Origin of the sequence: Enterococcus aquimarinus, from assembly GCF_001885765.1 — a bacterium.
In the GTDB taxonomy this organism is placed as follows: Bacteria; Bacillota; Bacilli; order Lactobacillales; family Enterococcaceae; genus Enterococcus_I; species Enterococcus_I aquimarinus.
This window is the reverse complement of sequence record NZ_JXKD01000005.1, coordinates 83,921-105,119: the sequence shown is the minus strand read 5'-3', so window position 1 is coordinate 105,119 and position 21,199 is coordinate 83,921. Positions and strand designations below refer to the sequence as shown.

Here is a 21,199-nt window from a genome sequence, read left to right as displayed (position 1 = left end):
TTTGCGTTTAAAAGAATTTATGAAATCGAGCCGTTTAAAACCATTTGATGGCATCATCATTGTTTTATTAATCGCATCTTCTTTCTTACCCCTTATTATTTTTGGGTGGAATCAATTACCTGAAAATGCGGTAAAACAAGCGGTATTACGAGTGGATGGGAAAGAAATTGAAACGTTTGAACTCGTAGAAGGAAAAAAGGGAACAACCTACTTATACGAAGATCCAGATGGTGATACGAATTTGATTGAAATTGACGGTGATCGCATTCGCATCAAAGAGGCCTCTTGTGGTGATCAAATCTGTGTGCGTCGAGGCTGGGCGAGTAAAAACGGGGAAACGATTGTTTGTTTGCCTCATAAACTAGTCATCGAAATTATCGCAGTAGATGGGAGTGAAACGGACGATTTAGTTTATTAATCGTCTAACATATGAATCATTTACGTAAAATTATTTTTATTTCACTACTCGTCGCACAAGGAGTCGTCATCGGGCTAATTGAAAATATGATTCCCTATCCTTTCGCGTTTGCCCCTGGTGCAAAATTAGGATTAGCGAATTTGATTACAATTATTGCGCTCTTTACGATGCCTAAAAAAGACAGTTTTCTCTTAATTTGTTTGCGGTTAATCCTAACCACACTTTTAGGCGGGACCGTTTCGACCTTCCTATATAGCTTTTCAGGATCGATGCTCAGTTATGCCAGTATGTTAGTAGTCAAAAAATTAGGACCCAAACGAGTGAGTATTATCGGAATTAGCGCCACAGGTGGCTTTATGCACAATGTTGGGCAACTCGTCACTGCCTCGTGGATTGCGCAGTCTTGGACAGTTCTTTTATATTTACCCGTTCTCTCTTTCTTTGGTATCTTATCGGGACTTGCGATCGGAGTCGCCGCCAATCACTTGTTGCAGCGCGTTAGTACGTTAAAACAATTCCAACTTGCGTACGAAGAAGAGACGCAAGTAAAATGGTCTGAACACAATTAACAAATAGTCAGGAGGCACTTCATGACACTTCATCCAATGTGGGAAAAGTTTCCCGAATTACAACACGACTTACAAAAAACGGTCCAACTGATGGAAGAGATTCTCCATCTTAAAAACAAGCAGGTCGAAGCGGCGATTTTAGAAATGATTCATTCTGGTGGAAAACTACTACGTCCGGCGTATCAGATTCTCTTCGCCCAATTCGGTCCAGAAAAAGAACCCGAAAAAATCATCGCCTTAGCCGCCGCCATTGAGCTTTTACATACGGCAACACTCATCCACGATGACATTGTCGATCAAGCGGATTTACGTCGCAATACCCCAACGATTCGTTCACAATTTGGCAACAGTACCGCCGTTTATGCAGGCGATTATTTATTCGTTTCGTGTTTTAAATTAATGGCGGATTATGCGACTTCAATGAAAAGCTTACAAATGAATTCACGGAGTATGGAAAAAATTTTGGCCGGTGAATTAGGACAAATGGATAAACATTATTATACAGAGGTCTCAATCGAGGAGTATTTAGAAAATATTTCGGGTAAAACAGCCGAACTCTTCGCGCTCAGTTGTTCGATTGGCGCATTAGAGAGTGGGAGTTCCCAACTCTTTGCTAAAAAAGCCGCTGAGATAGGGCATCATATTGGGATGGCTTTTCAAATGTTAGATGATATTTTAGATTATTCTCAAGCGAGCCAAAAACTTGGCAAACCGGTTTTAGAAGATGTTCGTCAGGGGATCTACTCTTTGCCGTTACTTTACGCACTTAAAGAAAATCCCGAAGATATCAAACCGATTTTAGCTAAAAAAGCTGCGATGACCAAAGAAGAGGCTCAAACCATTTTTACCCTCGTCCATGAAACAAATGGTCTACAAAACGCCCAAGTACTTGCTGAAGAGTATACCGAAAAGGCCCTCAAAGAGATTGCAAAATTACCGAATCGTCCTACTGGCGTCAAAGAGACTTTACTTGAGATTACCAAGATGATTTTACATCGCGAAAATTAAAGAGCCGTAGCATCACGTTAGGTTATATTTTATGATAGATTAAAAAAGAGGTGCGACAAAAGGTATTTTGCTCTTTTGTCGCCCGACCATCAATCAAATGTTTATAAAAAAGAAGGGAGCTGTGACAAAAGTCACAGCTCCCTTCTTTTTCTTTTTTAACGCATTGTCACAAATTCTTCTGAACCAGTCGGATGAATCGCGACCGTATTATCAAAGTCTGCTTTCGTAGCGCCCATCTTGATTGCCACCGCAAATCCTTGTAACATTTCATCGACACCACGGCCAATACCGTGAAGTCCAATAATTTTTTCTTCTTTTCCTAAACACACGAGTTTCATTTTACATTTTTGTCGATAGTCATCCAGCGCAAAATACATTGGCGTAAATTCTGACGTGTAAATTTTCACTTGCTCTTTGCCGTATTTCTCAATCGCTTCTTGTTCACTTAAGCCAATGGTCGCAATTGGTGGATGCGTGAAAACAACAGTTGGCACCAAATCGTAGTCTAAAAATAACTCACTTTGGCCATTAAAGAGTCGTTCAGCTAACCGACGACCGGCAGCAATCGCCACAGGTGTTAAATCAATTTTTCCAATCACATCACCCACCGCATAAATGCCCGGTGCCGTGGTATTTTGAAATTTATCCACAACGACGACGCCTTCTGGGGATAAGTCGACATCTGTTTTTTCTAACCCAATGTTATCCACATTTGGCGTACGCCCACCAGCAAAGAACACGTAATCGCCCGTTAAACTTTCGCCATTTTCAAAATGAACCGTATACGTTTCGTCAGCTTTTTCAATTGACGCTGGTACATATTGCGCATACGTTTGAATGCCGTCTTGTTGATACAACTCAACCAGATGATTCGAAAGCATTTCATCAAAGTTACGTAGTGGACGATCATGACGATAAGCCCACGAAACATCACTTCCTAAGCCATGCATGACTCCCGCAATTTCGGCTGCGATATAGCCGCCACCAATCACAATTGGATTTTTGGGTAGTGTCGTTAATTCAAAAAATTGATCGGAATTTTGCGCATATTCTCCACCAGGAACTTCCAAACGACACGGCCGTCCACCCGTAGCAATCAAGATATGCGTTCCCTGGAATTGTTCGCCGTTCACGGTCACCGTTTGGTTATCCACAAACTGTGCATAACCTTTTATCGTCTCAACCCCATTACCAGCTAGGCCTCGACTATACGCACCATGCAATACTCGAATATATTCTTCTCGGTTATCCACAAGCTTTTTAAAATCGACAGTTATCCCCTGTGGAGAAATACCATAGCCATTCGCGTCTCTTTTCATACTTTCGAGTAAATCACTTGCTTGCCACATGACTTTTTTGGGCACACAGCCCACATTCACACATGTTCCTCCAAATTCATTGCCTTCAATTAATAAAACTTTTGCACCATGCATTGCTGCCCGATTAGCAGAGCCAATACCTCCGCTACCGCCACCAATTACAATATAATCGTATTTTTTCAAAAGTGTCGTCTCCTAATCTTCATATTTTATTTCTTAACGCTAACACGCCACTATTTCTCTGTCAAACGTTACAAACTTTGCGTTAAAATCAAACGATCTTTTACAAGAAGACCATTCTCCATTAATACTTCGTCATAACACTTTAAATAGTAATCTTGCTCAACCGATGTTACGCGAAAACCGTTTTTTTGATAGAGATATAATGGACCAAAGCTTGTTGTCGCAGTGGCAACTTCCATCCTTCGATAACCTAGTCTTTTCCCATAGGCCAACGCCTGTTGAATCAGTTGACTCCCAATTCCTTGATTTTGTTCCGATGGACGAACCGATAGATTCACAATCTCTCCGCGTTCAGCAGAGGAGGTTGTCGCCAAAAGAAGTAACCCGACCAATTCTCCCTCTCGGCGCGCTTCTAGAAAGGCGCTTTTTTCTAAATAGGTTGCAATGATTCGCTGAGAAGGATCGGCTGCTAAGAGCAACTCCCAATCTTCTGGTAATCCTTCTGGTCGCCAGTTAAATATCAGATTTTTCATCTTAAACTCCTTATCAAATCATTATTCTAATCTATCAGACGTGACGGTTGCCGCTATCGTGACTAAATACCATCCTTCTAAACCATTCACCTAGTAGTCATTGCCTAAAAAATAGGCGCTCAAAAGAGGACTACTCTTTGATATAATAGCAAAGAAATTCTGATTAAATCAAATTTTAAAAAAATCGAGCAAGCCTGTTCAATTCCATTAATAATGGTAACTAAAAAGAGTGATAACGTTTGATCGTTATCACTCTTTAAAATGGTTATTTTCTTTTGCGAATCATATCGCCTGGTGAAACTTTTTCAATCACAGGCATCGTAAGAATCATCATGGCATTTGGCGCACGATCAATCGATTCCCCTTCTTCGTTATACATCACGTCTACCTTTTGTTCAAAGTGATGGAAGCCAGGACCATAAAATTCAATCTCATCGCCCACTTCAAAGGCATTTCGTTGACGAATAGTTGCCGTTTGACTCGCTTCATCATAGGCTAAGACTTCACCGATAAATTTATACTCGGGAATTTTGCGACGCGCTCCAAAAAGTTGTTCTTCTTCTGTTGGAATATTGTAATAAAAACCGGTTGCCAGTTCCCGTTGAGCGACTTTCCATAGCTCATCAATCCATTCTTGTTTGCAGACATAGTTTTCAGGATCGGCCATATAACTATCAACCGCTGCTTTATACACATTGGAAACCGTTGAAACGTAATGAATTGACTTCATGCGTCCCTCGATTTTAAACGAATCGACGCCATTTTGAATTAAATCAGGGATATGCTCAATCATCGACATGTCGACAGCACTCATCGAAAAGTCTTCTGAAACGGCACCATTTTTCGTCAGGCTACGACGCTCTTCACCAAAAGGTAAATCGTATAAATCATATTTCCAGCGACACGACTGCGAACAGCCACCACGATTGGCATCACGCATCGCCATGTGATTCGATAATGTACAACGACCCGAATAGGAAATACACATCGCCCCATGAATAAAGGCTTCAATTTCAACGTCGGTATTACGACGGATTTCTGCCACTTCTTCCATTGAAACTTCTCGTCCTAGGACAATGCGTTCCAATCCTTCTTCTTTCCAGAATTCTAATGTTTCAAAATTGGTTGCGGAGGCTTGCGTTGATAAATGAACTGGTAACCCAGGGGCTTCTGTTAAACAAATCTCAATTAACGCGGGATCTGAAACAATCACCGCTGAAATCCCCACATCACGTAATTCACGGAAAAATTCGCCCGCACCTTCTTGGTTTCCTTCATGGGTGACCATATTAGCTGCTACATAAACTTTCGCCTGATGTTCCTTCGCAAAAGCCACGCCTTCAGCCATTTGTTCGTATGTAAAATTCCCCGCACGGCTTCTTAAGCCATACGCATTGCCGCCAATATATACCGCATCTGCGCCATAATGAATCGCGACTTTTAATTTTTCTAACGTCCCAGCAGGAGCTAGAATTTCTGGACGTTTTAATGGTTGTTTCTTCGTCATTGAATGCTCTCCTTACTTAATTTTAGTTGGGTCGATGTAATAAAAGCCCGTATCCAGTCCGCGATTTTTAGGATGATGCATCGCAACTTGTTGATTCAGCTCTTGAGCTAGTGCTTGCGTCCACCGTCCTTCTTCAATAAGGTGACGCGCTTGATCAAACAATTGCACAATCGCCACAAAGGATTCGCCCGGTGTTAACACGCCGTCCAACTTCCACGTTTGATACCCTGTATCGACTAACGTTTTTAATTCCATCATGAGATTTAAATCATTATTGGCATAAATATGCGTACCGTGTGTATCTTCAAAAATAGCGTAGTGGGTCTCCTCTTTTTTCGGTTCTGAAAGTAAGAGTCCATCTTCTCTTGTTTTACCGGCTGCTTGTTTCGTAAAGTTATAGTAATTTTGTAATAACGGCCGCTTCGAATGATGAATACATGTACCACCATAGACTAAAACTTCCGTTGGGATCGTTAGTTGTGGTGCCATGACACGCATTTCTTCATACGGCACTTCTCGAGCAAGAATCGCCCCAACGGCTCCTTTTTTCGCCCAAAAATTAATTTGACGCGCGCTCGTCACTAATGTTTCGCCCGCGTAGACATACGGAATTTGTAAGGCATGATTTTTTTTCATGACAAAAATGGTCCCAGGTTCTCCTACCGTAATTTTATCGACACCGATTTCTTTTAAAAAGCCTAAATATTCGGGAATCTGCTTCATTTGTTCAGGATGCATTAAGCCATTCACCGCTACCATTGCTTGTTTTCCCGCTTGATGTGCTAATTCGACGAGGTGTCGCTGTTCTTCTCTTGTAAAGGAATGGGGTAAACGTAATGCAAACGTTTCTTCCCCAAAATAAATCGTATCGACCATCGGAAGAAGTGCTTCCGCTTGCGCCATTGATTCTACTGTTGTAATTATTTCAATCATTTCCTTGTCCCCTCCTTGCAACGAACCTATCGTATCACAAGGTTTCACGCTTTCCAAGAACTTTTGTTGCTTTTTTCACTAATTTTTCACATAGTTTGTGATTCAATCGATAATGAAATGAATGTTCAAACGCCTATAATACGCATTTTATCATTCGAATATGATCTTTATCCCTATTTTTGTGATTTAAAATACGATTCTTTTGACTATTTTGTACACTATTTTCAATAAAAGAGACCATCCTTTTAAAAAACGCAAAAAAGCTACGACAACCGTCACAGCCTTTTTGCGTTACATATGTATTTACTTGCTCGATAGGTGATAAAAAGATTGTAAAACTTATAGTGTGGATGAGTGTTCGAATCATTCTCCGAGCAAAAACGACTTCGATACACTCCTTAGTCCTTTAAACTTTTTGCAACGTTCCTTTTGGTTTTTGCTCGCGAACATTTAATGTCACGACACCTTTCGAAGCGCCAATCGTAACGGAATCTCCTAAGTGGATTTGCCCCATTAATAACGCCTCACTCAAACGATCCTCTACTTCTTTTTGTAAAGCTCGACGAATCGGTCGCGCGCCATATTCTGGATCAAAGCCTGCTTTTCCAATCACATCAAGAGCCGCAGGTGTGATTTTCAATTGAATCTCTTGCGCTGCTAAACGTTTGATGATCGAACGACTCATAATTTTCACGATTTCATGGATTTCATCTTTTTCGAGCGAACGGAACACGATGGTTTCATCAATTCGATTTAAGAATTCAGGGCGATAGGCCTTCTTCAGTTCTTCTAAAATCCGTTTTTGCATCGCTTTGTAGTCTTTTGAAGCATCGACGACATTAAAGCCAACATTCTTTTCTTCCCGTAATTGTGTTGCGCCAATATTTGACGTCATAATTAAAATCGTATTACGAAAATCGACTTTCCGACCTTTGGCATCAGTTAAGTAGCCGTCATCTAAGACTTGCAATAAGATATTAAAGATGTCAGGATGCGCTTTTTCTACTTCATCCAGCAAAATAACCGAGTATGGTTTTGAACGAACTTTTTCGGTTAATTGTCCTCCTTCTTCATAGCCGACATACCCTGGAGGAGATCCGATTAAACGACTCGTACTATATTTTTCCATAAATTCTGACATATCAACCCGAATTAATGAATCTTCGCTCCCAAACATCGCTTCAGCGAGTGCTTTTGCGAGTTCGGTCTTCCCAACACCTGTTGGACCTAAAAACATAAAGGAGCCGATTGGGCGATTGGGATCTTTCAATCCACTCCGCGCTCGACGAATCGCACGCGCAATCGCTTTAACCGCTTCATCTTGTCCGACAACCCTTTGGTGTAAGACTTCTTCTAAGACAAGTAAACGCTCCGATTCTTTTTTCTCCATTTGTCGAAGAGGGACGCCTGTCCACTGAGAAACAACGGTCGCAACATCTTCTTCGGTCACTGTGTCGCTATACCCTTCGCTTGCTTTCATTTCTTTAAAAGTCGCTTCAGCGAGTTCTTGCGCGAGTTCTTTTTCGCGCAAACGAATTTCCGCAGCTGCTTCAAAGTTTTGCTGGCGAATGGCTTGTTCTTTTTCTTCAGCTAACGCTAATAACCTTTCTTGAATACGAACGGTATCCGCGAGTTCATCCGCTTTATCTAAACGAACTTTCGCAGCCGCTTCGTCCATTAAATCAATCGCTTTATCGGGTAATTGTCGTGAATTGATGTAGCGCACAGATAATTGGACCGCTGCGCGTATCGCTTCATCTAAAATTTCTACCCCATGATGTTCTTCGTATCGTGGACGTAACCCTTTTAAGATGGCTTCGGCTTCTTCTGGATTTGGTTGATCAATTTGCACACGAGCAAAACGACGTTCCAAAGCAGAATCTTTTTCAATGTATTTTTGATATTCGTCTAGTGTGGTCGCTCCAATGGTTTGCAGTTCTCCACGAGCTAATGCTGGTTTTAAAATATTGGCCGCATCAATTGCCCCTTCTGCACCACCGGCTCCGATTAACGTATGCAGTTCATCAATGAAAAGAATGACTTGACCGTCACGATAAATTTCATCAATAATTTTTTTCATCCGATCTTCAAACTCGCCACGGTATTTTGTCCCCGCAACTAATCCACCCATGTCTAACATCATTAATCGTTTTTGTTGCATGTCACGTGGGACTTCACCATCAATGATTTTTTGAGCGAGACCTTCTACAATCGCTGTTTTACCGACACCAGGTTCTCCTACGAGTACCGGATTATTTTTCGTACGACGACTTAAGATTTGAATCAAGCGTTTGACCTCGTTGCTACGTCCCACGACTGGATCCAGGCGTTTTTCACGGGCTAATTTCGTTAAATCACGAGCCAATGAGTCGAGTACCGGCGTTCCTTCATTTTGTGCTGGATTTTGACGCGCTTTTTGTGGTTGGCGGCGCGCCATATTCCCTGCTTGACCTCTCGATTCATTAAGACCCATTTTCTTTTTCAAAAGTTGACGCATTTTCGCTAAGCTGAAGCCTAAATTTAATAAAATACGTGCCGATAAGATTTCTTCATCGCGTAACATGCCGAGTAATAAATGTTCTGTCCCAATTTGCCCTACACCTAAGCGCTTGGCTTCATCCCCTGCATAAGCAAAAATTTGGCGTGCTCGTGGCGAATAAGGTAAAAAGCTGCCAACTGGGTATTCTTTTACGATACCATATCCCGTAATGTGTTCGATCTCTTCTCGAATGTCATTTTCTGTCACATTCATTTCCCGTAACGTTTTGCCAGCGATGCCATCTTGTTCAATGACCAACGCAAGTAATAAGTGTTCTGATCCAACTGCCTGATGTTTAAAATATTTGGCTTCTTCCTGAGCAATCGCTAAGACTGCTTTTGCTCGAGGGGTAAATAATTCATCCATGACATTCACTCCTTTTCTTCATAACTCAATCGTTCTAAGACGCTGTGTAAAATTGCCGAGCGAATGGCATGCTCGTCTTCGGAACAACCTAAGACCGCTTTACTCACAATTGTTAACAACAGATTCCCTTCTCGTTTTGTCAATAATTCTTCTTCATATAATTTATGGATAATTCCTTGAGCATCTCTTTCTTCTAGTTCCTTATCAAATAGTTGATTCACTTGCGAGAGAAATTGATGACGGTTTGAGATATTCACTTTTTCAATGCGAATATAGCCCCCACCTCCGCGCTTACTTTCAACAGTATAGCCTCTTTGAATCGTAAAACGTGTATTAATCACATAATTTATTTGTGAAGGGACACATTTAAACAAATCAGCCATTTCGGTTCGTCTGATTTCAATCATTGAATGTTCTTCAAGAATTTTCTTTAAATAGGCTTCAATAATATCAGATGTATTTCGTGGATTCTTCATTCGTACCCTCCTTGACTAATATTGACCTTCATTATACTGAATTTTTCCTCACTTGAAAAGGAGAAGGGGTTAACCCACGAGAAAAAAGCTTGATATCCCAAACGAATCCTTGGCATATCAAGCTTTTAAATGTTATAGATTTTCTAAAAAGGGACTTGCAAGGTCGTAGCACCGTTCACGACTTGACTAATTTCTTCACCGTCATCGCGTTGAACATAGATGGTTGCGGACTCCCCTTCTAAAACCGTGACTGCGATTGCTAAATTTTGGGAACTATTACTTGAATTCAAAGAGATTTGAGACACTTGTCGTCTTGTCCCATTTTCATCCGTTAACAGTACTGTCACCATTTGTTCTGGCGTGCCATTTGGATTAAAAGTCGCTTGGACATTTACTGTAAAGTTTTTCGTGACCGCTTCACTTTCTTGGGATTCTTGTGGTTTTTTCCCTTTTGAGACCGTAACGTTTACACGTGTCTCTTTGGATACTTCTTCACCAACACCCGGTTGTACCGCAATAATCCGATCTTTTTCAACGGTATCATCATACTCTTCCGTTGGTACAGCTTCTAATCCTTCATCTGCTAATAATTTTTTCGCCGCTTCCAACGTTTGGTTAATCACGTCAGGAACCTTCACTAACTCTTCCCCTTTACTAATCGTTAGGGTAATCGTCGTTTTACCAGGAATCGCGTCTTCTCCCACACTTGGGTCTTGCGCCATGACGGTTCCTTGAGCAAAGTCACTACTATAAGCTTCTTCAAATTCAATTGGATTACTCCCCAAACCAAGCGTCTCCAAGTTCTCCCGAGCACTTTCGCGCGTATTCCCTGTTAAATCAACCATTCGGACAGGTTCTTTTCCTTTACTAACAGTGAACTCTACTTCGCTTTCTTGCGGATTGACTTCTGTGCCCGACTCCGGTGTTTGTTCAATAATTTCACCTTCTGGCACGCTGTCATCATAGGCTTCAACAGCAGTAATATTTCGATCCACAAAATCTAAATTCCGTAGCTCACGTTTTGCATCAATCAATCGCACGCCAGTAAAATCAGGCATTTTAATCATATTTTCCCCGCTACTTAGATACAAAATGACTTCTTTGTCTTTTTTGACTTGGGCATTTTTCGCGGGATTTGTTTTGACGACTAAACCTTTGTCGATCTCTTCACTCACGATTTCTTTCACGTCGTCCGCTACGACTAAGCCAGCCGCTTCCAATTGCGCGCGCGCTTCATCCTCGGTCAATTCCGTGACATCAGGAACCGTTACTTGTTGGCCACGGCCACTGAAAACCATGATCGCACCCACGCTCAAAACAAGGGCTACCATAACGAGCAACCAAATCCACCATTTTTTCTTCTTTTTCTTCGGCGCTTCCGCGACTTCCGGTTCAGGTTCAACCGCTGGCGTTGGCATGTCTTTAAACGCTTTTGGCATCGGTGTTTCTGCCGTAATCGGCGTAATAATAATCGTTTCACCTGCTGCTAAAGCATTTCCTTCCCAGCGCGGTTCATTTAATCGGTCTGTTGATAAAACAGTATCTAAGTCGTGACGCATTTCATCCGCACTTTGGTAACGATCCGCCGTTTCTTTCGCTGTCGCTCTCAAAACGACATTTTCTAATGATTGTGGCAGATTTTGATCATACAAGCGCAAGGAAGGCACTTCTTCTTGGAAATGTTTCAGCGCAATCGTTACCGCCGATTCGCCATCAAATGGCACTTTCCCCGTTAACATTTCGTACAAAATAATCCCTAAAGCATAAATATCGGACTGATTCGTTGCCATACTCCCTCTTGCTTGCTCAGGTGATAAATAATGGACCGAACCAAGCATCGAATTTGTTTGCGTAATCGATGTTTCGGATAATGCAATCGCAATCCCAAAGTCGGCAATTTTGACCGTCCCGTTTTCATCCATTAAAATATTTTGCGGTTTTAAATCGCGATGAATAATTCGGTGATGATGCGCTAAATCAATCGCTGATAAAATTTGTTGCATGATATCAACGACGGTGCGATAAGGAATTGGATATTGCGTTTGAATGTAGCGTTTTAGATCCATCCCTTTGACATATTCCATCACGAGATACTGCATGCCATCTTCTTCGCCAACGTCATACACCGACACGATGTTCGGATGAACCAGCTCAGTGGCTGCAAGGGCTTCTCTTTGAAAACGACGAATCGCCGTTTGATCATTTTGGAAGTCAAAACGGAGCACTTTAACCGCAACTTCTCGATCAAGAATTAAATCCTTCGCAAGAAAAACATTTGCCATACCGCCACTACCAATTGTGCCTAGAATCAAATAGCGACCATTTAATTTTTTACCTAGTTCAATCATTGACTTTCCCCCCCTACATCAATTAATAACACGGTAATATTGTCTAAACCACCCTTTGCATTGGCTTCCTCAATTAATCGTTGACTGGCATCTTGCAATGAGGCTGCTTCCAGTAAGATTTGGGCAATTTTTGGTTCCGAAACCATATTCGTTAACCCATCTGAACATAATAACAATTGATCGTGATCTTCAATTTTATGAATCGCCACATCTACCTCTAAGCTCCCTGGCATTCCCAGTGAGCGGGTAATAATATTTTTTCTTGGATGGTTTTCTGCCATTTCTTGGGTAATCTCACCCGATTTTAAGAGTGCGTTCACTAGCGAATGATCTTCCGTTAACGCAATCAAGCGTTGCTCTCTAAATAAATAAATCCGGCTATCGCCCACATGCGCTAAGGCGAGGTGATTGTCTAAAAGGGTCACAACTTCTAGTGTTGTCCCCATCCCACTTAAGGTTGGTTGGGATTGACCTTTTTCAAAAATCCTCTGATTGGCTTGTTGAATGTGTTGCAGAAACCACTGGACCGCTTTTTCACTATCATCAATCGTGGTGGCTTCCCAAGCAATACCGATTTCTTCAACCGCTTGGCGACTCGCGATATCGCCTGCTTGATGCCCCCCCATGCCGTCTGCTAATAAAGCGAGGAGTTGATTTTTTTGATTCGTGAAAGTTGCCGTATAGTCCTGATTACTCTTTCTTCTTTTGCCTATATCACTTTGGAAATATACTTCCATTCTTTTTTCACCTCGTCACTTTTTGCGTAAACAACTAATAAAAAAACCATCTGTTAAAAATGTTTGGGGATAGAGTGTGAGCATCTCATCTGTCAGACTATTTGCCAGGACTGGCGAGACAGCTAGTGGCACTAATTCGAATTCCGGATGATGACTTAAAAACTGCGACACCACCATTTGGTTTTCTTCAGGAATAATCGTACAAGTACTATAAACTAATAAGCCACCCGCTTTTAAAGTTGGGGCAACACTTTCCAAAATCGCCATTTGGATCAGCGGTAATTGGGTAAAATCACTTGGTTTTTTACTATATTTAATATCTGGTTTACGGCGCATTAAGCCGAGTCCTGAACAAGGAGCATCCACCAAAATACGATCGAAGGTCTCTGGCGCAAACGTTTGATTTACTAAGCGTGCATCCAGTACTTTTGTTTCTACCACATCCGCCACATGCAATCGTTGGGCGTTTTCTTCTACCAATCGCACTTTATGCGCATGAATGTCTAGAGCCGTCACTTTTCCACCTTGTTCTGCCTTTAAAAAGGTCGCCATGTGAGTCGTTTTACCACCTGGTGCGGCACACGCGTCCAGTACCTGGTGATGAGCTTCGATTTGAAGCGTTGGCGCAACGAGCATCGAACTCTCATCTTGAATGGTCAATTGGCCTTCTGCAAACAAGCGACTGCCCGCTAAAAATCCTTTTTTGCCGACAATGCCATACGGACTGATTTGACTTTCTTCCACTTCAAATCCTTCGAGCGTAAGCGTCTCGATTGCTGCTTCACGACTCAAGAGATTGGTGTTGACGCGACCGCTTAAATGGCTTGCTTCAAATAATGAAAGACCAAATGCCCGTGTCTGTTCAAATCCGATTTGATGAACAAATTTCTCAACCAGCCACTGTGGCATACTGATTTCAATACTTAATCGCTCAATCGGGTTTTCGATTTGACTTAACGCTGGAACACCTTGACGTTGGACGTTACGCAAAACACCATTCACAAATTTACTTATTCCTATATTACCACGAGTTTTCGCAATTTCCACTGCTTCGTTCAAAATGGCATGACTTGGAACTTTATCAAGATATAGGAGTTGATAAAGTGACAAGCGCAATAGATTTTGGACCCAACCATCCACTTTTTTTGCTTGCTTAGTAAACGGCATTAAATAATAATCTAAGAGCAGTTGACGGGCAATCGTGCCATAAACGAGCTCGGTTAATAATCGGCCATCTTTTTCATTTAACCGTCCCTGATTCATTAATTCCCGTAAGAGAAGATTTGAATAGGCCCCGCCTTTTGTCACCCTTTCTAAGGCTTCTAAAGCGACATAACGGACCGTTCTTTTGGTTTGTTTATTCGTCATCTTGTCCCACCTTTTGCATGACTGCAACTTTTTGGCCGCTACCATTTAAAAATTCAGCGATCCCTAACAACCCTTTGCCAGCTGGTTGTAACGTTTCAATCGATAAAACCGTTCCGTCACCGCAAGCAATTTTCAACGTTTTTTTATCGCGCTCAATGATCGTTCCCGGAGCGTGCGTCGTCGTTTCTTCTAGCGGCGTCACCGCTAAAATTTTCCAACGGTCCCCTTGATACGTCGTATACGCAATCGGCCACGGACGCATACCGCGAACTTGACAATCAATCATTTCCGCTGTCTGCTGCCAATCAATCACTTCTTGTTCTCGTGTAATATTTGGTGAGAAAGTGGCTAACTGTTCCTCTTGCGGAACTGGTTGTAATTCTCCGCTAAGAATTTTCGGTAAGGTTTCTAGTAATAAATCCCGCCCTAAAAGACTTAATTTATCAAACATTATACCCACATCATCTTTTTTCGTAATGGGTAATGATTTTTGCGCATAAATGCCACCTGCATCCATCTTCTTAATCATTTCCATGATGGTGACACCTGTTTCTTTTTCTCCTGCCATAATGGCAAAATGAACCGGTGCGCCTCCGCGATATTTTGGCAATAAGGAAGCATGAACATTAATCGCGCCTTTTTTAGGTGCTTTTAACAGAGCATCGGGTAAAAATTGACCAAACGCTGCCGTCACAATGATATCCGCTTCTAACGCCATGATCTCAGCCATTTCGGGTGAACCACTAATTTTTTCAGGTTGAAAAACTGGCAGCCCCAAACGAATCGCGGCTTCCTTCACGGGTGTCGGTGTAATGACCCGCTTACGACCTACAGGACGATCGGGTTGGGTCACAACGGCTACCACGTCATACGCTTGTGCCACAAGGGCTTCTAAAATCGGGACTGAAAATTGAGGGGTTCCCATAAAAATTAGTTTAGTCATCGAGATGTTCCTCCATATATTTTTCTAAATCTTCTTCTGCAATTGGTTCAATCATCTGATCGATAAATAATTTCCCTTGTAAGTGATCGATTTCATGTTGAAAGGCGCGTGCTAAATAGCCATACGCTTCGACTTCCATTTCGTCACCTTCTCGGTCGTAATAGCGAACGACAAGCTCATCAGCTCGTTTGACGGTCCCATAAGTATGCGGGATACTCAGACAACCTTCCACGTCAATGCTCTCACCTTTCGCAGAAATAATTTCAGGATTAATCAGTTCAAATAGATCGCCTTCATCGACTTCTACTAGTGCAACTTGGATATTTTTGCCAACTTGAGGGGCGGCGATGCCAATCCCATCATGAGCAATCATTGTTTCATGGAGATCATCCAGTAAAGCGAGTAATTCATCGGTGATTTCCGTTACACGCTTGGAAGGTTTTCGTAATTTATCGTTAGGGTGAATAATAATTGGATAACGCATCAGCAGGGCTCCTTTTTTAAATAAAATTCAACGGTTCGTAATCAATACTCACATATAAATTTTTTCGCTGTTCACTTTGACTTGTTTCTAAAATCTCTCGCAACATTCTGTGGAGATGGACTTCGTGTTTATATTTTAAAATAATTTGGTAATAGTATCGATTTTTGATCCGAGCAATGCCACTAGGTGTTGGACCTAAAATACGGCTCTCCGGGCTCAAACCATTCTTTAACTGTTCCGCTATTTGATAACTTTTTTTCGCGACTACCTGTTCTGCTGGATGGCTGACCGTAATTTTTACCGTAAAATAAAAAGGCGGGTAGCCACTTTGATGACGCAAAATCATTTCTTGTTGATAAAAAGCTTCGTAATCTTGTGCCTGAGCAAGCACAATACTATGGTGTTCTGGGTTAAAGGTTTGAACGATGACTTCACCTGGTTTTGCGCCGCGTCCAGCACGACCACTCACTTGGGTTAACAGTTGAAACGTCCGCTCACTTGAACGAAAGTCAGGTAGATTTAACGCAGTATCCGCGTTTAACACGCCAACTAACGTGATATTAGGATAATCCAAACCTTTGGCAATCATTTGTGTCCCGAGTAAAATATCGGCCTCTTGTTCTTCAAAGGCTTTTAATATTTTCTCGTGTGCCCCTTTTTTACGTGTCGTGTCAACATCCATTCTTAAAATCCGCGCACTCGGAAAACGTGCTTGTAATTCTTCCTCTACTTTTTGAGTCCCTGTACCGTAATAACGGATTTTTTCCCCTTGGCAATCCGGACACTTTTTAGGAATATTTTCTTGGTGCCCACAATAGTGACAACGCATTTTTTTGACATCCATATGGAGCGTTAACGAAATGTCACAATTCGGACAAGGCAAAACATAGCCACAATCGCGACACATCATAAAGGAAGAATAGCCGCGCCGATTGAGTAAAAGAACGATTTGCTCTTTTTGTTGCAGGCGATTGCTGATTTTTTCTTGCAGCAAACGAGAAAAAGTACTCGTATTCTTTTGAGCGTACTCTTCTTTCAAATCAACAATCGTAACGCTCGGTAGTTGCGCATTTTCATGGGCTCTTTGCGTTAAGTATAAGAGTTCATACCGCTTTTTTTGAGCGCGCGCCCGTGATTCTAGCGAAGGCGTCGCACTCCCAAGAATCACTGGACAGTGATGATATTGACTACGCCAAATCGCGAGGTCACGGGCATGATAACGTGGCGTATCTTCTTGCTTATAGGTCGCTTCATGTTCTTCATCAATAATAATAAGACCAATTTTTTGGAGCGGTGCAAAAACAGCCGAACGCGCACCCACCACAACTTGTGCCTCACCGCGTTCGATTTTGCGCCACTCGTCGTATTTTTCACCTTGCGATAGCCCACTATGTAAGACGGCGACCGCCTTGCCGAAACGACTCTTAAATCGTTGAACCATCTGTGGCGTTAAGGCAATCTCTGGTACTAACATCATCGCTGTCTTGCCTTTATTCAAGATTTCAGCAATCGATTGCAAGTAGACTTCTGTTTTTCCGCTACCCGTAATGCCTTCTAATAAGAACGTCGTCGCTTCCCCTTGCGCCTCCGCAGCTAAAATGCGCGATACCGCTTGTTGTTGCTCGGTATTCAATTGCCAAGGGAGCGTCTTAGGAAAATCATGATTCGCAAAAGGATCGCGATAACTTTCAACTTCTTCAAAAGAAAGCCAGCCATTTTTTTCAGCCGTCTTTAAATGCGTACTTAGCAGCTCTTTTTCGCGATAAAAAGTCACCGTTTCACGAGGCGTCGTTTTTAATTGTTCTAATAATTGATGTTGGCGCAACGCATTCGGTCGTAATTGTTCCTTAAAGACGAAATAATTTTCTGTCGTCACCAGACTTTTTACATAGCGAATCATTTTTTTATTGACCTTTTCTTTGACGATATAGCGAAGTTCCACAATCGATTGCTCTCTTAAACGCTTAAATAACGTTAGCGCTCCTGCAGCTTCGATCACGTCCCAATCAATTTCGTTACTCTGCGAAAAATAGGTTTCTTTGACAGGATGATCCTCATCAAGCAAGACAAATTTTTTTTGATAAGCAGCTTTCATCGCAGCTGGCAGCATCGTTTGAAGACAATTAATTTTAAACGAAAAAGTGACGTCTTTCATATAATCCGCTAGCTGTAACAATTCTTGATTCACAACCGGGGCTAAATCAATCACGCGAATCAATGATTTTAACGAAAGCGTCGACTCTTCTAACTCTGTTGGTAGAGCGGTCACGAAGCCTTGAATATGTCGATTACCTTCACCAAAAGGCACCTCCACACGCATCCCGCATTCAATGACGGCTTGCCACTCGTCAGGAACGAGATACGTGTACGGTTGATCGGTCTGCATTGTAGGGACATCGACAATCACTTGTGCATACTGAGACATTGCTCCACCTCCTTCTTTCTTATTCTACTAAAGTTCCGGACGTTTGTCTTTCAAAGCAAAAGAAAAAGTCTGGAATTCCTTCTCCAGACTTTTTTTCGATTCTATGCGTTATGATCTTGGCGAATTCTTGTTTCTAGCTCTTTTTGTTCTTGTTCTTTACGGGCTTGACGTTCTTCTTCTTCCAATTTCAAACGGGCACGTTTAATTTCTGGATGCGGATCATTCACAACGGTTTCGGCCTCAATTTCTTCTAACGCTTGTCCCACTCGTTTAATTGAGTCAAACGAATCCAAAGTTGGTTCCGCTCCTGCCTCTAACTCATGTGCACGTTTGCTTGCTAAAATAACTAATGAATATTTTGAATTTACTCGATCTAATAACGCATCGATAGACGGTTTTAACATCATAGTTTTTACAACTCCTCTAACATTTTTCTATATTTTCCAATCACACGTTCAACACGAAAATGTTCACTTGCAATAATTTCTTTGATTCGTTTCACCGCTAGCGGGACTTCATCGTTGACAACCGCATAATCATATAAGGCCATCATTTCGATTTCTTCTCGGGCAATACGCATCCGTTCATCAATGACATCCGGAGCATCGGTTCCACGACCTGTAATTCTACTACGCAGTTCTGCCAAATCAGGTGGCGTTAAGAAAATAAAAACCCCATCTGGCACTTTTTCTTTCACTTGTTGTGCGCCTTGCACTTCAATTTCCAAAAAGACATCTTTACCTTGATCTAAGGTTTTTTGTACATATGACAGAGGTGTTCCATAGTAATTACCTACATATTCTGCATACTCTAACATTTCTCCTGATGCAATTAATTGCTCGAATTCTTCACGTTCGCGGAAGTAATAGTCCACACCTTCCACTTCGCCGATTCGCTTCTTGCGAGTCGTCATTGAAATCGAATATTGAAAATCGTTCGCTTCACTATCAAAAATGGCTTTACGAACCGTTCCCTTCCCTACACCTGAAGGACCAGATAATACTATTAATAACCCACGCTCTACCATGTCGACGTCCTTTCATTCTCCTAAAGTTACTTTCCCTACGTTTGTACCTATTTCTTGTTATGTACAGTAATTCTTATAATATACCAAAAATCTGACTAAAAAGCCACTTTTCTCGCTAATTTTCACTCAAATTATTCAATGTTTTGAACTTGCTCACGAATTTTTTCAATAATCGTCTTCATTTGGACAACGATATTCTTCATTTCAATTGCGGTGGATTTTGAGCCAATCGTATTGATTTCGCGATTGATTTCTTGAATTAAAAAATCCAATTCCCGCCCCACCGGCTGTGGTTTTACGAATAATTGTTGGAGATTTTCCAAATGAATAGTTAGTCGATCTAATTCCTCATGAATATCACTGCGTTCTAGTAAAATTACCATTTCTGTTAACAAGCGGTCTTGATCGATGGTCGCACCTAAATAATCGTTCAATTTTTTTTCAAAACGACTCTGGTACTCTTGTTCAAATGCAGCAAAAAATTGACTTAATTCTTGGATTTGATGTTGTAACAGTTGTTGATTTTCTTGCAGTACACTTAAAATCCCTCGTCCTTCCAACTGGCGACTTTGATCATTCGCTCGCGTTGCTTCAGTGACAACTGCTAGCAAAAGATGCTCAAGTGAGTCATCATCGGTCATTCGTTCATTCATTTCCATAAACGTTTCTTTTTCAAGCAGACTCTCGATAAAAGGGCCTCGTTGGATTGTCGTTTGAAAACGTGCTTGCATTTCATGCTCCACCGACGTCACGACTTGCTCAAGTAAGTCCCAATGAATCATGACTTCTTTACCAAGATCACTGCGCTGGGTTAAAGTCACAAAGACCTCAACACGTCCACGATGCAACGTTTCTTTGATTACTTGACGAATTTGATTTTCATAGGCATGAAGCTGGCGCGAGGTCCGCAACTGCACATCTAGAAAACGGTGATTGACGCTTTTTATTTCGACTTCGATTTGATAGGCGTCTGTCACACGCATCGCTTTTCCAAAACCGGTCATACTTTTCATAGCTTTCTGACTCCCTTACATTGAAAGTAGTAATTTTTTTAACGCTTCGAATTCGTCATTACTTAGGGTGACACCTTTCCCCATCTTTTCATGGTCTGGAGCCCAATCCCGTAAATCAAATTTAGGTGGATTGCCATTCCAACTCACTAAATTTAATTCTTTTTGCCACCCTCGACTGTTTTGCGATAAAACGCCAATTTCTTCGACGATCTCATATGAAAATTCTTTTGCCATTCCTTTACGCCTCATTTCTAAAAAGTTTGTTGTTCCATTGAAAATGCCGCTAGCATTTCGGCGGTTGCCTCACTCACCGCAGTCATTTCTGATAACTCTCCTTGAACAAGCCACCGCGTCACACCGGCTGCCTCACCACAAGTAATCAACGTTACGAGTGTTTGATTTTCTACCAAATCTAACACTTCAACTTGTGTCGGTTCAATACGCTTGGATTCAATGACAGTATACGTATAAATCTTCTCTAAATCCGTTAAATAAACACGATCTCCTATTTGTACTTTATCCAAATGCGAAAACAACAAATCGGTCTCTTCAATTCGATGACTGGCTAACGCATAGTTTCCTTCTCCCATTTTTTGACTCGGATCAAACGTTCCCGCACCAAATAAAAGAGCCTCATTTGATAGTCCTTTGAAAATTGGAAGTTGGATCTTGACACTTGGGATTGCCACACCTCCGATTACGGGTAACACTTTCCCGCTTAATTGAGCTTTTAGAACAGCTTCTAAATCCACTGACTGGACATTATCAAAGTCAAATGTCGCCTCTTGTTTTAAATTATTCTCAATTTCTGCCCGATCCACATTGCTTATCTGGTAAGAATCGCTCGTTCGCGCCATCAAAAAACTTCGAATTTGGCGATTAAAAATCAACGCAAACCCAATTACTAAGAGGAAGAGTAAGAATAAATTGATCAGACTATTTTTCAATCGTTTTTTTCTTTTCATTGCCATGACCTCTCTTTTTTTTATCATACCATAAAATT

At 41.6% G+C, this 21,199-nt stretch carries 20 protein-coding genes; 3 read left to right on the top strand and 17 right to left on the bottom strand.

Features of this window, described 5'->3' with window-relative positions; all coding sequences use genetic code 11:
• Position 1 precedes the first annotated feature (1 nt).
• From RU93_RS05375 to RU93_RS05365, 3 genes are read left to right on the top strand one after another with little or no spacing between them, the layout of a single operon-like run.
• Positions 2-418 (top strand): NusG domain II-containing protein, encoded by a 417-nt coding sequence (locus tag RU93_RS05375; RefSeq protein ID WP_071874590.1) that lies wholly within the window; start codon positions 2-4, stop codon positions 416-418.
• An 11-nt stretch (positions 419-429) separates the two neighbouring features.
• On the top strand, positions 430-987 hold the full coding sequence (locus RU93_RS05370; protein ID WP_071874589.1) for a Gx transporter family protein: 558 nt from the start codon (positions 430-432) through the stop codon (positions 985-987).
• A gap of 21 nt (positions 988-1,008) precedes the next feature.
• Entirely contained in the window at positions 1,009-1,995 is a 987-nt protein-coding gene (locus RU93_RS05365; protein WP_071874588.1) for a polyprenyl synthetase family protein, read from the top strand.
• 155 nt (positions 1,996-2,150) lie between these two features.
• Here RU93_RS05365 and gor read toward each other — a convergent pair whose 3' ends face one another.
• The 17 genes from gor to RU93_RS05280 all read right to left on the bottom strand — a co-directional run bounded on the left by gor (position 2,151) and on the right by RU93_RS05280 (position 21,161).
• Positions 2,151-3,497, bottom strand: coding sequence for a glutathione-disulfide reductase (gene gor, locus RU93_RS05360; RefSeq protein WP_071874587.1), 1,347 nt, complete (start codon positions 3,495-3,497; stop codon positions 2,151-2,153).
• A gap of 68 nt (positions 3,498-3,565) precedes the next feature.
• Complete coding sequence (locus tag RU93_RS05355) at positions 3,566-4,030, bottom strand: GNAT family N-acetyltransferase (protein ID WP_071874586.1); 465 nt, start codon at positions 4,028-4,030, stop codon at positions 3,566-3,568.
• A gap of 265 nt (positions 4,031-4,295) precedes the next feature.
• Positions 4,296-5,537, bottom strand: coding sequence for a peptidase U32 family protein (locus tag RU93_RS05350; RefSeq protein WP_071874585.1), 1,242 nt, complete (start codon positions 5,535-5,537; stop codon positions 4,296-4,298).
• 12 nt (positions 5,538-5,549) lie between these two features.
• A complete protein-coding gene (locus tag RU93_RS05345; RefSeq protein ID WP_071874584.1) occupies positions 5,550-6,470 on the bottom strand; it encodes a peptidase U32 family protein in 921 nt (306 codons plus the stop codon).
• Between the two features lie 406 nt (positions 6,471-6,876).
• Entirely contained in the window at positions 6,877-9,375 is a 2,499-nt protein-coding gene (locus tag RU93_RS05340; protein WP_071874583.1) for an ATP-dependent Clp protease ATP-binding subunit, read from the bottom strand.
• 5 nt (positions 9,376-9,380) lie between these two features.
• A complete protein-coding gene (locus RU93_RS05335) occupies positions 9,381-9,851 on the bottom strand; it encodes a CtsR family transcriptional regulator (protein ID WP_071874582.1) in 471 nt (156 codons plus the stop codon).
• A gap of 143 nt (positions 9,852-9,994) precedes the next feature.
• Entirely contained in the window at positions 9,995-12,199 is a 2,205-nt protein-coding gene (pknB, locus tag RU93_RS05330) for a Stk1 family PASTA domain-containing Ser/Thr kinase (RefSeq protein ID WP_071874581.1), read from the bottom strand.
• On the bottom strand, positions 12,196-12,936 hold the full coding sequence (locus RU93_RS05325; protein ID WP_071874580.1) for a Stp1/IreP family PP2C-type Ser/Thr phosphatase: 741 nt from the start codon (positions 12,934-12,936) through the stop codon (positions 12,196-12,198). Before RU93_RS05325 ends, pknB begins: the two co-directional genes overlap by 4 nt.
• A 15-nt stretch (positions 12,937-12,951) precedes the next feature.
• Positions 12,952-14,304, bottom strand: a complete 1,353-nt coding sequence (gene rsmB / locus RU93_RS05320) for a 16S rRNA (cytosine(967)-C(5))-methyltransferase RsmB (protein WP_071874579.1) — start codon at positions 14,302-14,304, stop codon at positions 12,952-12,954.
• Complete coding sequence (gene fmt / locus RU93_RS05315; RefSeq protein ID WP_071874578.1) at positions 14,294-15,247, bottom strand: methionyl-tRNA formyltransferase; 954 nt, start codon at positions 15,245-15,247, stop codon at positions 14,294-14,296. The genes rsmB and fmt overlap by 11 nt, the downstream gene beginning before the upstream one ends.
• A complete protein-coding gene (gene def / locus RU93_RS05310) occupies positions 15,240-15,731 on the bottom strand; it encodes a peptide deformylase (protein WP_071874577.1) in 492 nt (163 codons plus the stop codon). Before def ends, fmt begins: the two co-directional genes overlap by 8 nt.
• Before the next feature lie 16 nt (positions 15,732-15,747).
• Complete coding sequence (gene priA / locus RU93_RS05305) at positions 15,748-18,156, bottom strand: primosomal protein N' (RefSeq protein WP_071874576.1); 2,409 nt, start codon at positions 18,154-18,156, stop codon at positions 15,748-15,750.
• A gap of 101 nt (positions 18,157-18,257) precedes the next feature.
• The gene (gene rpoZ / locus RU93_RS05300) at positions 18,258-18,563 is read right to left on the bottom strand and encodes a DNA-directed RNA polymerase subunit omega (protein WP_071874575.1); all 306 of its coding nucleotides are present in this window, start codon (positions 18,561-18,563) and stop codon (positions 18,258-18,260) included.
• 5 nt (positions 18,564-18,568) lie between these two features.
• On the bottom strand, positions 18,569-19,183 hold the full coding sequence (gmk, locus tag RU93_RS05295) for a guanylate kinase (RefSeq protein ID WP_071874574.1): 615 nt from the start codon (positions 19,181-19,183) through the stop codon (positions 18,569-18,571).
• A 131-nt stretch (positions 19,184-19,314) separates the two neighbouring features.
• Positions 19,315-20,196 carry a YicC/YloC family endoribonuclease gene (locus RU93_RS05290; RefSeq protein ID WP_071874573.1) on the bottom strand — a complete coding sequence of 294 codons (882 nt, stop codon included), beginning with the start codon at positions 20,194-20,196 and terminating at the stop codon, positions 19,315-19,317.
• A gap of 15 nt (positions 20,197-20,211) precedes the next feature.
• Positions 20,212-20,430, bottom strand: a complete 219-nt coding sequence (locus RU93_RS05285; RefSeq protein WP_071874572.1) for a YdbC family protein — start codon at positions 20,428-20,430, stop codon at positions 20,212-20,214.
• Between the two features lie 17 nt (positions 20,431-20,447).
• A complete protein-coding gene (locus RU93_RS05280) occupies positions 20,448-21,161 on the bottom strand; it encodes a class A sortase (protein WP_071874571.1) in 714 nt (237 codons plus the stop codon).
• Positions 21,162-21,199 lie beyond the last annotated feature (38 nt).

Coding starts and splice junctions, on each gene's coding strand:
- fmt (WP_071874578.1), bottom strand. CDS start 15,247: ATGACTAAACTAATTTTTATGGGAACCCCTCAATTTTCAGTCCCGATT.
- RU93_RS05345 (WP_071874584.1), bottom strand. CDS start 6,470: ATGATTGAAATAATTACAACAGTAGAATCAATGGCGCAAGCGGAAGCA.
- RU93_RS05290 (WP_071874573.1), bottom strand. CDS start 20,196: ATGAAAAGTATGACCGGTTTTGGAAAAGCGATGCGTGTGACAGACGCC.
- rsmB (WP_071874579.1), bottom strand. CDS start 14,304: ATGACGAATAAACAAACCAAAAGAACGGTCCGTTATGTCGCTTTAGAA.
- RU93_RS05340 (WP_071874583.1), bottom strand. CDS start 9,375: ATGGATGAATTATTTACCCCTCGAGCAAAAGCAGTCTTAGCGATTGCT.
- def (WP_071874577.1), bottom strand. CDS start 15,731: ATGCGTTATCCAATTATTATTCACCCTAACGATAAATTACGAAAACCT.
- RU93_RS05325 (WP_071874580.1), bottom strand. CDS start 12,936: ATGGAAGTATATTTCCAAAGTGATATAGGCAAAAGAAGAAAGAGTAAT.
- RU93_RS05365 (WP_071874588.1), top strand. CDS start 1,009: ATGACACTTCATCCAATGTGGGAAAAGTTTCCCGAATTACAACACGAC.
- RU93_RS05335 (WP_071874582.1), bottom strand. CDS start 9,851: ATGAAGAATCCACGAAATACATCTGATATTATTGAAGCCTATTTAAAG.
- RU93_RS05355 (WP_071874586.1), bottom strand. CDS start 4,030: ATGAAAAATCTGATATTTAACTGGCGACCAGAAGGATTACCAGAAGAT.
- RU93_RS05280 (WP_071874571.1), bottom strand. CDS start 21,161: ATGAAAAGAAAAAAACGATTGAAAAATAGTCTGATCAATTTATTCTTA.
- pknB (WP_071874581.1), bottom strand. CDS start 12,199: ATGATTGAACTAGGTAAAAAATTAAATGGTCGCTATTTGATTCTAGGC.
- RU93_RS05350 (WP_071874585.1), bottom strand. CDS start 5,537: ATGACGAAGAAACAACCATTAAAACGTCCAGAAATTCTAGCTCCTGCT.
- gmk (WP_071874574.1), bottom strand. CDS start 19,183: ATGGTAGAGCGTGGGTTATTAATAGTATTATCTGGTCCTTCAGGTGTA.
- RU93_RS05285 (WP_071874572.1), bottom strand. CDS start 20,430: ATGGCAAAAGAATTTTCATATGAGATCGTCGAAGAAATTGGCGTTTTA.
- rpoZ (WP_071874575.1), bottom strand. CDS start 18,563: ATGATGTTAAAACCGTCTATCGATGCGTTATTAGATCGAGTAAATTCA.
- RU93_RS05370 (WP_071874589.1), top strand. CDS start 430: ATGAATCATTTACGTAAAATTATTTTTATTTCACTACTCGTCGCACAA.
- priA (WP_071874576.1), bottom strand. CDS start 18,156: ATGTCTCAGTATGCACAAGTGATTGTCGATGTCCCTACAATGCAGACC.